Genomic DNA, 15,519 nt, shown 5'->3' on the forward strand with positions numbered 1-15,519 from the left:
CTTTAATTCGTTTCGGCGAATTATGTTTTGTTTTCGAAGTTCAGGGGGCCGTTCAATCCGGACCCCTGCTTGTTTTATACCAACGCTTACATCGCGTCAGAGGCGTTCTTCATCAGGAAGTCCATGACAAGTTCAGCCTCATCGCCTTCGAGACCTGCACGTGGGAACATCGACGGTGTGATGCCCTTCCACTGCTGCGTGGTGAAGTGGGTGACTTCACGAGGCGCGTGGCAAACAGTGCAGCGCTCGTAGTACATCTTTTCACCCGGGCCCATGTCAGCATAAAGTTTTTCGGTCAGGGCTTCGAGACGGTCAAGGCCCAGCTTGTCCTCGTCGATCTCGGCGATCTCCATGTCCTCGATGATGGGAGGCTTTTCATAGGCCATGTTCGGACCTTCCGGGTCTTCACATTTGCGCATGCTGCACAGGACAGTGTTCGCTGTTGTCGCCTGAGCAAGACCCGAAGATGGCTGTGTCGAGGTCAGGAAGTTGACCAGACCCGAGTTACAGCGACCCTTGCTGTCAAGCGACGGCCATGCCCCTTCATAGATCGAGACCACACCTTTCATGATCTCATCGCTGATAACAGCGCCTGCGATCACTGTGCCACGATCATTGTAAAGCTCGACCAGATCGCCATCCTCGATGCCACGTGATGCGGCGTCTTCGGTGTTGATCCGGACAGGCTCGCGGCCCTGGATTTTGTAGAGTTCACGCAGCTTTTCCGACTGGTCCATCTGGCTGTGCAGGCGGAACCACGGGTGCGGCGATACAACGTGCAGTTGGCCTTTTTTGGCGTTGCCGAGGTACTCGTGCTTTTCCATCCACATTGGCATGCCGGGGCAATCTTCGATCTCAAGCTTTGCAAAGTCTTCGCAGAACATTTCGATCTTGCCGGATGTCGTGTGCAGCGGGCTGCCTTCGGGGTCATTGTAGAACGCGTTGTGGCGTGTCCACTTATGGGCTGCCTCGGGCACCTCTTGGCGGGCATAGCCTTTTTCCCAGAACTCCTCGAACGGCGTATGCTTGGCTGCATCTGTCGCGGCATAGGCCAGCTTGATGTGATACATCTTGTCTTCGCCTTCGGTGAACTGCGTCCAGATGCCGAGTTTGTCAGCCAGACCTTCAAAGATTTCGTAATCTGGAAGGCTGTCGCCAATAGGTTCGATCACCTTTTTCATCGCATAGATCTTGTCGTTGGAATAGGTGCCGCCGACACTGATGTCATTTTGCTCCAGCGTCGATGCCGCAGGCATAACGATGTCAGCCCAACGTGTTGCGGCTGTCCACCAAACGTCAACACTGACAACGGTTTCGACTTTTTCAAGCGCACGGATCAGCCGGTTGGTATCCTGCTGGTGGCTCATAAAGTTGTTACCGGCGTTAAAGATCACCTTCACATCAGGGTATGTGTGGGTGTTGCCGTTGTAGAAGACTTCCTTGCCGGGGTTTTCCAGCATGTCAGTGATCCGGCTGGCAGGGCAGACAGTCGTCACAAAGTTACGCCCCTGAGACATGCCCACAGGTGTTGCCTTGCCAGATGCCGGCATTCCGCCACCGCCATAGTGCCACGAGAAACCAACGCCACAGCCCGGCTTGCCGATTTTTCCTGTCAGTGAGGCAAAGTTGATGATGGCCCAATGGGTCATCTCGCCGTGCTGGGCGCGTTGCAGCGACCATGCACCAGCAATGTTTGTGTTGGATTTGGCGAACAGTTCGGCCAGTTCCCGGATTTTCGCCGCGTCAATGCCGGTGATCTTGGCCGCCCATTCAGGTGTTTTGGCCACGCCGTCATCGTCACCTTTGACATAGGCGATCCATTTCTCGGAACCGACTGTATACTTGTCCATATAGGCTTGGTCTTGCAGGCCCATTTCCAGCACATGGTTGGCCATAGCGCAGAACAGTGCCACGTCCGTATTCGGTACAATCTTGACCCAGTCGGCATTCAGAACCTCGTCAGAGGCGGTTTTCTGCGGGTTGATCGAGATGAACTTGACGCCTGCATCGCGGATCATTTCCCAGCGCTGAGACATATCGTGGTCAGCCACCGTAAATTCAATGCGGTTGTTTTTGATCGGGTCGCAACCGACCAGAACAAAGACGTCACATTCGTCGCGGATGGTTTCCCACGCGGACTGTGGCGAGTAAACTTCCATATCGCCGATAATGTGCGGCAGTGAAACCTGCGACGCACCGGCCGACCAGTCACCAGCCGTGTTGGTGCAGCCACCGATCAGGTTGATCATACGCCCTTGCAGAACGTTGGGACGGAAGCTGCCTGCGTTCGACCAGCCACCATAGGACGAGCTGAAGATCGCCCGGTTGCCATGGTTGGCGGCGGTGTCGAGCAGGGCTTTGGCCGTCAGGCTCCACGCGGTGTCCCAGTCAACCTTGACGTATTCCTCACGGCCGCGCAGCTCGGGCTTGGTATCACCGGTTTCCCAGCCTGCCAGATAGGACTTGCGCACCATCGGATAGTTGATGCGGGACTTGTCGTAGGTCCGGTCCAACACGCCGATGTTCAACATCGCTGTCGGGCGCTTGTCGACATCCTCGACGGAATCGATGGCGATCATCTTGCCATCGCGCACGATCGCCTCAAATGAGCCGAAATGCGTTGCGTGGAAGATGCGATCGCCATATGAATTGGGGTCAAGTCCGGCGAGTGCAGTTGTACCCAGCAGGCTGGTTGAGCCGAACATGGCAGCGCCGCCTTGCAGGAACAAGCGCCGGGTTGGTTTGGTGAATGACATGAAAACCTCCTAGGGTGAACTTCTTGTCGCCACACTATCAAAGCGGCCTTCATTGGACTTTGATTTTGCGCAAACTGACTTGTTCGAAGATGTAAAGAAATGTAAACTCGAGCAATGGCACAGCACATACTCATTGTTGAAGACGACCGTACGACGCGCATGCGCTTGGCAGCCTATCTGCGCACGCAGGGCTATCGCGTCAGCGAGGCCGAGGGCGCGGGTGAAATGGAAGCGATCATGCAGACAGACCCGCCCGAGCTGTTGCTGATTGACATCAACCTTGAGGGCAAGGACGGGCTGACCATCACCCGCGAGCAGCGTGCGGCGTCGCGGGTTGGGATTATTTTACTCACGGCGCGCGATGATCAGATCGACAAGATCGTCGGGCTTGAAATGGGTGCCGACGACTACGTGGTCAAGCCGTTTGACAAGCGCGAACTGGCGGCGCGGGTGAAGAACCTCTTGTCGCGGATTGCCGATATCGGGCAAGCGCCCGAAGGCCCGCCGCCGGTTGAGAATTTTGGCCCGTGGTGCTTTGACCGTATCCGGCGCAGGCTGGTATCAGCGGCTCGAATTGAAAGCCTTACCTCGCAAGAGTTTGAGATTATGGCAGCACTTGCCGACCATCCCGGCCAGACGCTGAGCCGCGCACGCCTGTCGGAAATAATCGGACGCGAGACGATGCGGTCAAGTGACCGGATGATTGATGTTGTTGTGGGGCGGCTGCGCAAAAAGCTGGAGAAAGACCCTACAAATCCCGAGTGGATTCTTACAATGCATGGGCAGGGCTATCATTTTGTCGACCCTGCATCTGTCTGAAGCCCTGCAGAGCTTGCGGCTGTTGCAAGGGTGCGCGCGGCCTCGTCTGCGAGCTGTTGCATAGCCTTGAGAGCGTCGTCGTCCGCTGTTGCTTCAACAAGTGCCAAAGCGGTGCAAAAACTCTCTAGCCGGAAATTTGCAGCTGCGCCCTTGAGCTTGTGCGCCGCCTTTTGCTGAACAACTCCTGATGTGTTAATGACCGCGTTAACGGCTGCGGTCAGGTCCTTAAGAAACTCACCGACAATAAGCCCCGTCGTCTCTGCGCCAAGGTCTGACATATCTTCGCGCAAGCATTGAAGAACCAAGTCCAGCTCGGATGATTCTGCCGCCGCATTTGATGTGTTGCCGCCCAGAACTTTGGCCAGCACTGCGGCCAAGGCGCGCGCAGAAACAGGCTTGTGCAGGATGCGCGCCACACCAATTTTTGCGCGGTTGTCGACCGTATCTTCGATCATATACGCAGTCAGTGCCACAAGAAGGGGGGCATCTTGGTGTAGGCGAAGCTGGGCGGCAACCTCTTCGCCGCGCATATCGGGTAAATCCAGATCAATCAGTACAAGGTCATATTTCTGTTCAGCACCGGCTTTCAGCCCCTCTGTACCTGTCGCTGCGACGTGAACATGGCAGCCGAGCCGCTCCAGATAGCCCCGCGCGACCATCAGATTGACGGGATGATCGTCGATAACCAACACGTTCTGGCCATACTGGATGTCTGGCAATCGGGCAGGTTCGTCGCGGGCAAGAGCCGGATCACCCATTGCAAGCGGTAACGTCAGTGTAAACTGGCTGCCAACGCCAGGCTCGCTAGCAACACTAAGCCCTCCGCCAAGGGCTTCTGTCAGCTTGCGCGAGATGGCCAGCCCAAGCCCCATACCTTCAATGCCAGCCCGTTTTGCAGCATCGGTCCGCATATAAGCATCAAACGCATGTGTGACGGCGTTTTGTGTCATGCCGACACCGGTGTCAGTGACACTAAAGCTGATCACGGGCTGCCCGCTCTGCGCGTCAATCGCGTGATCGACAGATAGCGCGACACTGCCGCGTTTGGTGTATTTTACGGCGTTCGAGATAAGGTTGCCGACAATCTGGCGGATTTTGACCACGTCGCCCAACAATACCATCGGTGCAGGCTCGGCAAGGTGGATTGCGACGTCCAGTTTCTTTTGCGCGGCGAGTGATTGCAACTGCTGGCCCAGCTGCCCGACAAGCTCGCGCAGAAGGAAATGAACGGGACTGCTGCGGTTCGCGCTATCTTCGGCACCAGCATAGTTCAGGATGTCGTTGGTGATCTCAAGCAATTCGCGCGACGAGTTCAGCGCGGCAAGGGCGCGCTCTTTCCGTGCGGGGTCGCGCTCGTCAGCCTCCAGTAAATCTAGCATGCCGATGATGCCGTTCAGCGGCGTGCGGATTTCATGGCTCATGCGGGCAAGAAACTCGGTTTTGCTGCTGTTGGCGGCCTCAGCCTCGGCGCGGGCGGTGTCAGACGCCTTCATCTCGGCCACGACATCCCCGGTTCGCGCAATGACGGCCTCTTCGAGGTTGCCGCGCAAACGGTCGGCATCGGTTGCACGGCGACGCAGGATGTTCAGCGCCTTTTCCATGCGTCCAATCTCGTCATGCCCGCTGATTGCCATAGGCGCATCGTAATCGCCGCCCGCAACCGCGACGATGCGGCGCGACAGGTTGCCCATACGTGTGACCAGCTGTTTGCGCGCATAAAGCCACAAGATAGCACCAGCAATGACGGCAGCCGCGACCAAAGCAAGCAGCGCCGCCGTCATTTGAGACGACCGAGTTTGCGCCGCGGCGATCCTTTCAAGCCCCTGAGCTTGCACGGTATCGCGCGCGTGCCTTGCCCGCTCCGACAGCCGGGAAATGACTGTGCGTAAATTATCGCTATCGGCGGTGATTGCGCGTTGCACCGCAAGCCGCTTCCGCTGAAGGCCGATCAGACCCTCGTCTGCAAGAGCATCCTGATGCTGTTGCAAAAGGGTTGCAGCCTTTTCGCGTGCCGAGAGTGTCGGAAGATAGGTAAGGCGGCGCGTTATGAGGGCGAGTTGCCCGCCTAATTCGGCGTGCAGGTGCGCGATCTCTTCAATGCTTGTGGTATTTGGCACGCGCTGAAGCTCCAACCGCACCGCGTCAATCATGCGCGCGAGTTCGGTGATCCGCTCAAAGGCAAAGAAGTGCCGGTCTGCCAGCGTATCAAGTGCCGCGCGCGGATTGGCTTCGATGTCGGTGTAAATTCCGACAATTCCCGCCGTGATCCGAAGACGGGCAAGGTCTGTTTCAGCTTCAATCAGGCTGGCAAGCTGCGCACCTGCATCCGCGATGCCAAGCTCAACATGGGCAATTCGTACCTTCAGGCGCACGTCTTCATGACCGTTTTTCGCCATCCGCGCCGCGATTACTGCGGCCTGTGAGGGCGGTAGCTTGGCGGAAGAACCAAGGCTGATGCTTTCCAACTCGCGCGCGCCTGCTTCTATGTTGCTGACCGCAGCCCTAAGGGCCGTAGTGATCTGGTCAAAGTCCTCGGAGGTGTCGGCTTGCTCAAAAGCGACCGCGAGTGTGCCGACGACTTCGGTGGCAGCACCAATGCGGCTTGCCAGTTCCATCGCCGGGAGGCTCGTCTCGATCAACTCTTTATGGCTGCGCACCAGATAGCGGTTGACCGCGATTGCCGCCACACCCACCATAATGGCCAGCACAGCCATAGCCGAGAGAATCTGGATCAGTCGCGTGTCAAATCTTGTTTTGCGCATAAGCAAACTCTACGGGGCCGCCCTGCGCTGTTCAATCGCACTTGGTGCGATTTGTTTGATGATGTGGGGTGCGCCCGTTACGGCATCACCCACTCAGAAAGCGCGGCTGTTTTGTGTTTTGGTTCCCCATTTCAAGGATGAATACTGGCTTAGTGTCGGCTATGGGCTTGAACAAGAGGCCGCGCGCCAGAATGTCGAATTGCTGCTTTATGAGGCAGGCGGGTATCATGCGCGCACAGAGCAGATCAAATTGCTGAACGCCTGTGCCGCGCGGGGTGTTGATGCGATCTTGATCGGGGCGGTTACGTCAAACCACCCTGAACTTTCGCAGGCTATCGCGCGTATTGCGCAGGATGTACCTGTTTTCGGGCTGGTCAACGAGCTTCATTCAGATGCGCTGAGCGGGCGGGTCGGTGTCAACTGGCAAGACATGGGCTTTGCTATTGGCCACCATCTGCGCGAATTGCATCCGAAAGGCACACCGCCCAAAACTGCGGTGTTTATATCGGGGCCGCGTATTGCTGGCTGGACGGGTCCACTTGAGGCGGGTTTGCGTGATGGGCTTGCAGACAGTGCGGTTACGATCACCGGCGTTTTTGAGGATGATACAGGGCTGCGCCAGCAACTCGCAGCGGTCGAAACGGCCTTGGAACAGCATCCCGAGGCTGATTTTCTGATCGGGAGCGCACCTGCTGTTGAGGCCGCAATTGGCCTGCTCGCGGCACAGAAACGCCCACAAGCGCCCAAACTGCTTTCGACTTACATCAGCCACACGGTTTTGCGCGGTTTGATGAATGGCGATGTTCTAGCTGCATCCTATGATGATCCAATCGGACAGGGGATCCTGGCGATCCGGCAAGCTGTTAATGCCAATGCGTCAGATAACTCTGAGGCGTCGGTGGGGCCGGATGTTGTGCTTTTGGCAAAAGGGGCGCAAAGCGTGCAGCGTGTCAGGATTTCGTCGGCGGATTACTTTCCGGCTATTGATTAAAGCGTTTTGTGTTTGGTTAGCTTTAGGTTCCTGACCCATAAAATTGCCTGAGCCTTTCAAGCGGGCGCGATCCAAGTTCCCAAACTCAGAGGGGGCTTTGAGCAATCTTTACTGGCTGACGGATGAACAAATGTCTAGGCTTTGACCTTTTTTCGAAAAGTCATGGCAAGCCGCGCGTGAATGATCCGTTGAGGAAGATGCTCTGCCCCAAGAGGTTGTTGTCGTGCGCATGCTGAGTAACTACGCGGTGCTGCGTGATCAAATGCAGGCATGCCGTTTATAGACAGGCTGGAAGATTTGCCAGCAGGAAGCGCCAGACGCCTCACCCGCAAACTCACGCCCGGCCCACTTTACGGATACACATCTCCATGGCGCTGGGGTTTACCGTATACACAGTATGGCACACACCAACATCACCTGTCACGCGCGGTTTAGGGCGCTATTCTGAACATATTCCACAAAGCCGATGGGTTCGAGGCAAATCATCATGCGGTTGCTGCATCGCAATTAATCAACAAAGAACACGCGATAGTATTGTCAAGTTGGGTCGAAAATATGTCGAGGTGCCACAAACACTGCCCTAAGGACAGGCAAGATGCGAATGTGTGCGGGAATATTTTACGGTGCGATGGGTCTACGCAGCCTCATAGCGCGAAAAGAATTCAGTCGTGCCGTTGCGCCGGATCAGGAACACGTCATATGCCTCGCGTTCGCTTTCCGGCCCCATTCCCGGCGAGCCGTAGGGCATGCCAGGAACGGCCAAGCCGATGGCGTCCGGACGCTCGACCAGAAGACGTCTAATATCGGAAGGTGGCACGTGGCCTTCAAGCATATACTGATCAATCCGGCCGGTATGGCACGATATCATGTCCTGCGGGATGCCGTTGTCCGATTTGTAGCGCATCAGCAATGTTCCAAGGCTGTCCTCGGTGGTGACCGTAAAGCCTTCAGCCTGCAAAACATCGACCCAAGCCGTACAGCATCCGCAGTTTCGATCTTTGACGATATGGATGAAGGGCTCTGCAGCAAAGGCTGGGCGAGCAATAGCTGCGACTCCGGCAATCAGTATCAAGTGGCGGCGTGTCAATGTGGTGATGGGCATGGTTAGCTCCTTTTCAGGCCAGAATACGGCGTATTTTAGGTACAGCGAATCGCCGATCCTCATGGAAGTCAATGATGCTGGCAAATTGCCCGTTGGCATAGAACAGGAAAACGCCTGCAGTGTGGTTCATGGTGTAGTCGCCGTCCCCGGAAGGCTCCTTCTTAAAGCTGACGCGAAAGTCAGCGGCCGCGCGGGCGGTAGCACCCACGCTTCCAGTCAGGCCGATGATGCGCGGGTCGAAATGGGATATGTAATTTGCCAGCGCATCCGGCGTGTCTCGCTCCGGATCGACTGAGATCAGCGCGACCGTCAGCCTGTCCGCGTCCGGGCCGAGGGCCTCCAACCAGTCGGCGATATCAAGCAGCGTGGTTGGGCAGACGTCGGGGCAGTAGGTAAAGCCAAAAAACACCATTGCGGGGCGTCCCCGCCAATCTGCAGGTGTGACCTCCTGCCCGACGTGATTGGTCAGACGCCAGTCCATTGATGTCAGGGGCAATGGTAAAAGCGGGTTATGGACGGAACGGTTGCGAGTCCTCCACGCCCCCAGTCCCAGCGTGAAAGCCGCAGCCCCTGTCACCCCAGCAAGGAACAGCATTATCTGGCGTCGTCGCACGCCGCCCCCTTTGCCCGCATCGACAGAATATCAACGGTGACATCAAGGTTGCCTGCCTGCTCGAACGTCAGGGTGATGGGAAAGGTTTGGCCTTCGACCAGCGGATCGGTCAGGCCCATGAGCATCCCGTGAAATCCCCCTGGTAACAGGGCTACGGTTTCCCCTGCTGGAACTGGAATGGATGCGGCATGAGGCATCGCGGCAACACCATCTGTGACAGTGGTTTCATGCAGCATCGGCATGCTGGCCGCCGGTGTCGTGAGGCCAAGAAGGGCGTCATCGCTGGTGCCGTTATTGGTAATTTCCAGATACAGAACCGCTGGCCGCCCCGTTCCGATAGAGGCGCGGGACCATGCGTTCTGGGCGCTGATATCGCCAATTGTGAAAGTTTCACAAGCTTGCGCCATCGGGGCCGCAAACAAGAGTGACAGTGCAAGAACGGTGGTTTTCATTGGTCACAACCTCGTATTCAGATCGGAAAGTATTTCAGTGGCGGGTGTGCCGTAGTCGTATTGGCGCAACCAATCACCTTTCGGGCTGATAAGGTAAAGGGCTGAGCTATGCGACATGGTGTAGCCACCTGCGGCATTCGGCGCATCCTCGCGCTCAAAGAAAATCCTGAAACTTTCGGCGGCGGCCTGTGTGCCCCCGATGTCGCCTGCCAAACCCAGAATTGCAGGGTGAAAGGCTTGTGTAAAACCGTCGATGCCCAGCTTGCGATCACGCTCGGGGTCAATCGAGATAAAGATGGGTTGCACCATTTCCGCAGCATCCCCCAAATCGTCCATCACCTGCGCCACTTCGGACAGGGTGGTCAGGCAGACATCGGGGCAATTGGTGAAGCCAAAGAACACCAATTGAAACTTGCCTGCGAAATCGGCTGTTGTGCGAAGCTGGCCCGCGCCATCGGGCAAGGAAAATGCAGGCCGAAACGTGGCTTCTTGGGTTTGTGCGTTCATTTGTGGTCGCAGAATCAAGGCGCCATAGGCCAAGGCCGCAAGCCCGGCCATGATCCAAAGTCCGATCTGTATATGTCGAAGCCTCATAGTAGGCTGTCTCCTGTAACGATTGTCGTTGTAACCAGTCTTGCGCATCAGCTTTCATCACCTTCGGCAACGGTGGCCGGATCCAGATCCAGATCCAGATCCAGCGAGGTACGTTGTCGCAGTCATTGAGGTAAGCCTGCCCGAACAGCCAAACAGCGATATCACGTCAACCCTCCCGCTCAGGATCAAAGCGCAGCAGGCGCAGCGCGTTCAGGGTCACCAGCACTGTGGCCCCAGTATCGGCCAGAATGGCGATCCACAGCCCAGTAATTCCCAACACGGAAGTCACGAGAAAGACCGCCTTCAGCCCCAGCGCCAGTGTCACGTTCTGTCGGATGTTGGCCATAGCCGCCCGCGCCAGCCGAATTTGCGCTGGCACATCCGTCACCCGGTCGCGCAGAATGGCGGCATCTGCGGTTTCCAGCGCCACATCGGTGCCCGACCCCATCGCCACGCCAACAGACGCCTGTTTCAGCGCGGGCGCGTCATTGATGCCGTCACCAATCATCATCACATGGCCACTTGCGCCCATCTGCTTGATCGCCGCCAGCTTGTCCTCGGGCATCATTTCCGCCTGAAACTCGATGCCGAGGCCGCCCGCAATGGCCGCTGCGGTGCGTGGGTTGTCGCCTGTCAGAACCACTGGGGTGATCCCCATGGCGCGCAACTGGCGCACAGCATCGGCGGCGTCCTGGCGCGGCTCATCGCGCAACGCAAACAAGGCCAGCGGTTCGCGGGCGCGATAAAGCACAGCAACCGTTTTTCCCTCTTCCTCCAGCGCTGTCGCACGCCGCAACCCAATACCGTCCAATCCACCTTGTTCCATCGCATATTTGGGGTTGGTGACCCATACAGATGCGCCATCAATCACCGCCTCGACCCCTTTGCCGGGGATCGCGCGGGCGTTTTGCGCCGCCAATACAGGCGCATTTGCGTCCTTGGCCTTGCCAGAGATTGCCGTGGCAAGTGGATGGCTCGACCCGGCTTCAACCGCTGCCGAAAGCGACAACACGGCTTCCTCATTCAGCGCGCCCAGCGTCACCACATCCGTCACAACCGGGCGGCCATGCGTCAGGGTGCCTGTCTTGTCAAAAGCGACATGGGTGGTCTTGGCTGCCGCCTCAATCACCGCCCCGCCCTTCATCAACAGCCCCTTGCGCGCGCCCGCAGACATGGCCGACGCAATCGCCGCAGGCACCGATATCACCAGCGCACAGGGGCACCCGATCAGCAGAAGTGCCAATCCACGATAAACCCACGTGTCCCACGGTTGACCAAACATAAGGGGGGGCACGAGGATAACCAGCGCGGCCACACCAACGATTGCAGGCATATACCAACGGCTGAACCGGTCGATGAAGCGTTCGGTCGGCGCGCGGGCCTCCTCGGCCTCTTCCACAAGTTGGATGATGCGCGAAATAGTGTTGTCTTGCGCGGCCTTGGTCACCGTGACGCGCAATGCGGCTTCGGTATTGATCGAGCCTGCAAAGACAGCATCACCCTGACCTTTGGTGCGCGGCACGCTTTCGCCCGTCACCGGGCTTTCATCGATGCCACTGGTTCCAGATGCAATATCGCCATCTGCTGGGATACGATCACCGGGCCGCACCAGAACGATCTGACCTATGGTCAGCGTTTCAGCGGGCACCTCACGGGTAACGCCGTTTTCCTCCAGCAGCGCTGTCTTGGGCACAAGGTTTGCCAATGCGCGAATGCCGTCACGCGCTTTGTTGGCCGCAACCCCTTCCAGCACTTCGCCGACCGCAAACAGGAACACCACCAGCGCCGCCTCTTCTGCTGCGTTGATGAACAGCGCGCCAATGGCGGCGATGGTCATAAGGCTTTCGATGGTAAAAGGCTGGCCGACGCGCAGCGCGGCAAAGGCCCGTTTGGCCACGGGTGCTACACCGATGAGGCAGGCGATGAAAAACGCCCAATAGCCTATCTCGGACGAAGTCAAAAGTTCGATGCCCCAGGCGACCACCAAAAGAATACCGGTCACGATGACCAGTTGGCCCTTGGAAGTCTGATACCACCGCTTGCCGCTGTCGGCGGGGTCATCATGCACATGGCCTGCACCACCGTGACCCGCATCAGGGCTGGGTTTAGGGTCATGGTCATCGCCGTCGTGATTGGAATGATCCTGCGCACCCGCCTGCTCGGGCATTACAAACCCCTTGCGCGCGGCGGCCTCACCCTTTGGTGCAATGCCGTAGCCAAGCGATTTGACCATCGCCTCAACCCGCGCGCGTGGCGTTTGCGCCTCATCCAGTGTCAAGCGCAGGCGTTCGGTCATCAGCGCCACGCTGATACCAGACACCCCCGGCAGCCGCCCCACGGCATCCTTGATCTTGTTGGCACAAGATCCGCAATCCATGCCGGAAACGGTCCATTCACAACTGCTATCAGTTTGTTCAGGGGGTGATTTGGTCATATCTATCTCCGGCTTGGTCAAGGCATTGCCCTTATTGATTCCCATGTTTAATGTCTCTAGCAACTAGAGGTTCAAGAGGTTTTTCATGCTGACCATCGGAAAGTTGAGCAAGACTGCCGGCGTCAAGGTGCCGACGATCCGTTATTACGAAGAGATCGGTCTATTGCCAGAAGCGGAGCGAAGTGCCGGAAACCAGCGGCTTTATGGCACCGCCACAATGGACCGACTGTCCTTTATCCGTCACGCCCGTGATCTGGGCTTTACGCTGGAGGCCATCCGCGATCTGCTCAGCCTGTCCGACACCCCCGATCAATCCTGTGCGGCGGCTGACCAGATCGCAAAGGCACAACTTGTCGCTGTGCGGGATCGCCTTGTCCGCTTGCGGGCGCTGGAAGTAGAACTGGAACGTATGATCGCTCAATGCGCGCAGGGCACAATCGCAGATTGCCACGTAATCAAGGTGCTGGGGAACCATGACCTTTGCAGCCACGAGCATAACCAAAAGGACCAAGCTGTCCAATGACGCCATCGTTTAGAAACGTATCTCTGCTTCTGACCGATATTGGTTCTGCTTAGCAACACCCACTAGAATGCAGTTGTGGTGCCCCTTGAGGACCAGCGCGGCTGATCATGGCAAAACGCAAAAAACCCCCTGGATTTCAAAGGGACTTGCAAAACGTTGACTCAGCGTTGACTTGTTTTTGCGCGGGTCATACACAATTGTTTTTGTCGGATTCTAAGTCTTTGTTTTATTTATATTTTTTGGTTGCGGGGGTAGGATTTGAACCTACGACCTTCAGGTTATGAGCCTGACGAGCTACCGGGCTGCTCCACCCCGCGACGGTTGGGCGCTTTGTTGGGCCCTATAGTGCCCCTTGTGTAGGATTGGGGTCATTTTTGTCATCGTTATGAGAGATACGTTTCTTACTAGGTTTGGCGGTGACCTACTCTCCCACGTCTTAAGACGCAGTACCATTGGCGCGGCGGCACTTAACTGCCGAGTTCGGGAAGGGATCGGGTGTTTTGCTCGCGCTATGACCACCAAACCGAGAAAGAAACGTTTTCCTGAGGTATTCAGGAAGTAACAACATCAGTGATAAAGCTATGCGGCTTTATCATTGTTCCATGTTCTTACACTGCCGTCACTTTGTGACGTAGTGATGTTTGCTTTTGACTTTATTTCCGAATGCTTGGTTCATATGAACCTTGCTTTTTCTGGATCAAATCAAGCCTATCGAGCAATTAGTACCAGTCAACTGAATGCATTGCTGCACTTACATCTCTGGCCTATCGACGTGGTGGTCTTCCACGGCTCTCAAGGGAGATCTTGTTTTGAAGGGGGCTTCCCGCTTAGATGCCTTCAGCGGTTATCCTGTCCGTTCATAGCTACCCAGCACTACCATTGGCATGATAACTGGTCCACCAGTGGAACGTTCACCCCGGTCCTCTCGTACTAGGGGCAACTCTTCTCAAATCTCCTACACCCACGGCAGATAGGGACCGAACTGTCTCACGACGTTCTAAACCCAGCTCACGTACCTCTTTAAACGGCGAACAGCCGTACCCTTGGGACCTGCTCCAGCCCCAGGATGAGATGAGCCGACATCGAGGTGCCAAACGATGCCGTCGATATGGACTCTTGGGCATCATCAGCCTGTTATCCCCAGCGTACCTTTTATCCGTTGAGCGATGGCCCTTCCACTCGGGACCACCGGATCACTATGACCGACTTTCGTCTCTGCTCGACTTGTCAGTCTTGCAGTCAGGCTGGCTTCTGCCATTGCACTCAACGAGCGATTTCCGACCGCTCTGAGCCAACCTTCGCGCGCCTCCGTTACACTTTAGGAGGCGACCGCCCCAGTCAAACTACCCACCACGCAGGGTCCCGGATCCGGATAACGGACCGCGGTTAGACATCAAGAGTAAGAAGGGTGGTATCTCAAGGGAGGCTCCACGAGAACTAGCGTTCCCGCTTCAATGCCTACCACCTATCCTGCACATCTCAATCCTGATGCCAGTGCGAAGCTATAGTAAAGGTGCATGGGGTCTTTCCGTCTAACCGCGGGAAGTGTGCATCTTGACACACAGTTCAATTTCGCTGAGTCCACATCAGAGACAGCGGGGAGATCGTTACGCCATTCGTGCAGGTCGGAACTTACCCGACAAGGAATTTCGCTACCTTAGGACCGTTATAGTTACGGCCGCCGTTTACTGGGGCTTCAATTCAGAGCTTGCACCCCTCCTTTTAACCTTCCAGCACCGGGCAGGCGTCAGACCCTATACGTCGTCTTACGACTTCGCAGAGCCCTGTGTTTTAAGTAAACAGTCGCCACCCCCTAGTTTGTGCCCCCCACCTCTAGTTGCCTAAAAGTGGGGCCTCCTTCTCGCGAACTTACGGAGGCATTTTGCCGAGTTCCTTTGATGTGGTTCTCTCAAGCGCCTTGGTATTCTCTACCTGTCCACCTGTGTCGGTTTAGGGTACGGTCTTATAGAGGGGCTATTTCCAGGGACCACTCAGCAGCCTACCCAATCCGATAAGGGTAAACTACCTCTGCAATCCGTCACCACCTCACGGCCCAGGAATATTAACCTGGTTCCCATCGACTACGCCTTTCGGCCTCGCCTTAGGGGCCGGCTTACCCTGCTCAGATTAGCTTTAAGCAGGAACCCTTGGACTTTCGGCGAGAGGGTCTCTCACCCTCTTTGTCGCTACTCATGTCAACATTCTCGCTTCTGATCTCTCCACCGGATGCCTTACAGCCCGGCTTCACAGAAAGCACATTGTGTCCGTAATACCCGAAGGTACTAAAGACACAGCGTCCTATATCACAGAACGCTCCGCTACCACGTGTATTGCTACACATCCTGAGCTTCGGCTCGTAGTTTGAGCCCCGTTACATCTTCGCCGCAGGACAGCTTATCTAGACCAGTGAGCTGTTACGCTATCTTTAAAGGATGGCTGCTTCTAAGCCAACCTCCTGGTTGTTTTGGCCGTC

10 protein-coding genes, 1 tRNA gene and 2 rRNA genes (1 of these 13 cut by a window edge) are annotated in these 15,519 nt (G+C 56.5%); 3 read left to right on the forward strand and 10 right to left on the reverse strand.

Annotated elements, in window-relative coordinates:
• Window positions 1–86 precede the first annotated feature (86 nt).
• Window positions 87–2,756: a molybdopterin-dependent oxidoreductase gene (locus EOK75_RS07405; RefSeq protein ID WP_137193277.1), complete on the reverse strand. Its 2,670-nt coding sequence runs from the start codon at window positions 2,754–2,756 to the stop codon at window positions 87–89.
• 114 nt (window positions 2,757–2,870) lie between these two features.
• On the opposite strand from EOK75_RS07405, the gene EOK75_RS07410 reads away from it, so the two are divergent.
• Window positions 2,871–3,575, forward strand: a complete 705-nt coding sequence (locus tag EOK75_RS07410; RefSeq protein ID WP_137193279.1) for a response regulator — start codon at window positions 2,871–2,873, stop codon at window positions 3,573–3,575.
• Here EOK75_RS07410 and EOK75_RS07415 read toward each other — a convergent pair.
• A complete protein-coding gene (locus tag EOK75_RS07415; RefSeq protein WP_137193281.1) occupies window positions 3,548–6,337 on the reverse strand; it encodes an ATP-binding protein in 2,790 nt (929 codons plus the stop codon). The two genes, EOK75_RS07410 and EOK75_RS07415, sit on opposite strands and share 28 nt — an antisense overlap.
• On the opposite strand from EOK75_RS07415, the gene torT reads away from it, so the two are divergent.
• Window positions 6,315–7,328, forward strand: a complete 1,014-nt coding sequence (gene torT / locus EOK75_RS07420) for a TMAO reductase system periplasmic protein TorT (RefSeq protein WP_240793943.1) — start codon at window positions 6,315–6,317, stop codon at window positions 7,326–7,328. The genes EOK75_RS07415 and torT overlap by 23 nt on opposite strands.
• 634 nt (window positions 7,329–7,962) lie before the next feature.
• Here the strand turns inward: torT and EOK75_RS07425 are convergent.
• The 5 genes from EOK75_RS07425 to EOK75_RS07445 form a co-directional block, all read right to left on the reverse strand.
• Entirely contained in the window at window positions 7,963–8,430 is a 468-nt protein-coding gene (locus tag EOK75_RS07425) for a DUF411 domain-containing protein (protein ID WP_137193285.1), read from the reverse strand.
• Window positions 8,431–8,443: 13 nt separating this feature from the next.
• Window positions 8,444–9,043, reverse strand: coding sequence for an SCO family protein (locus EOK75_RS07430; RefSeq protein WP_168199177.1), 600 nt, complete (start codon window positions 9,041–9,043; stop codon window positions 8,444–8,446).
• Window positions 9,025–9,495: a copper chaperone PCu(A)C gene (locus EOK75_RS07435; protein WP_137193287.1), complete on the reverse strand. Its 471-nt coding sequence runs from the start codon at window positions 9,493–9,495 to the stop codon at window positions 9,025–9,027. The genes EOK75_RS07430 and EOK75_RS07435 overlap by 19 nt, the downstream gene beginning before the upstream one ends.
• Before the next feature lie 3 nt (window positions 9,496–9,498).
• A complete protein-coding gene (locus EOK75_RS07440) occupies window positions 9,499–10,089 on the reverse strand; it encodes an SCO family protein (protein WP_137193289.1) in 591 nt (196 codons plus the stop codon).
• 166 nt (window positions 10,090–10,255) lie between these two features.
• On the reverse strand, window positions 10,256–12,523 hold the full coding sequence (locus tag EOK75_RS07445; protein WP_137193291.1) for a heavy metal translocating P-type ATPase: 2,268 nt from the start codon (window positions 12,521–12,523) through the stop codon (window positions 10,256–10,258).
• Between the two features lie 85 nt (window positions 12,524–12,608).
• On the opposite strand from EOK75_RS07445, the gene EOK75_RS07450 reads away from it, so the two are divergent.
• The gene (locus EOK75_RS07450) at window positions 12,609–13,046 is read left to right on the forward strand and encodes a MerR family transcriptional regulator (RefSeq protein WP_137193293.1); all 438 of its coding nucleotides are present in this window, start codon (window positions 12,609–12,611) and stop codon (window positions 13,044–13,046) included.
• A 240-nt stretch (window positions 13,047–13,286) separates the two neighbouring features.
• Here EOK75_RS07450 and EOK75_RS07455 read toward each other — a convergent pair.
• The 3 genes from EOK75_RS07455 to EOK75_RS07465 form a co-directional block, all read right to left on the reverse strand.
• Window positions 13,287–13,363, reverse strand: a tRNA-Met gene (locus EOK75_RS07455).
• 91 nt (window positions 13,364–13,454) lie between these two features.
• Window positions 13,455–13,569: ribosomal RNA gene (gene rrf, locus EOK75_RS07460) — 5S ribosomal RNA — on the reverse strand.
• A gap of 175 nt (window positions 13,570–13,744) precedes the next feature.
• A 23S ribosomal RNA gene (locus EOK75_RS07465) occupies window positions 13,745–15,519 on the reverse strand; it runs 1,059 nt beyond the window's last position.

This window comes from Pseudorhodobacter turbinis, from assembly GCF_005234135.1.
GTDB lineage: Bacteria > Pseudomonadota > Alphaproteobacteria > Rhodobacterales > Rhodobacteraceae > Pseudorhodobacter > Pseudorhodobacter turbinis.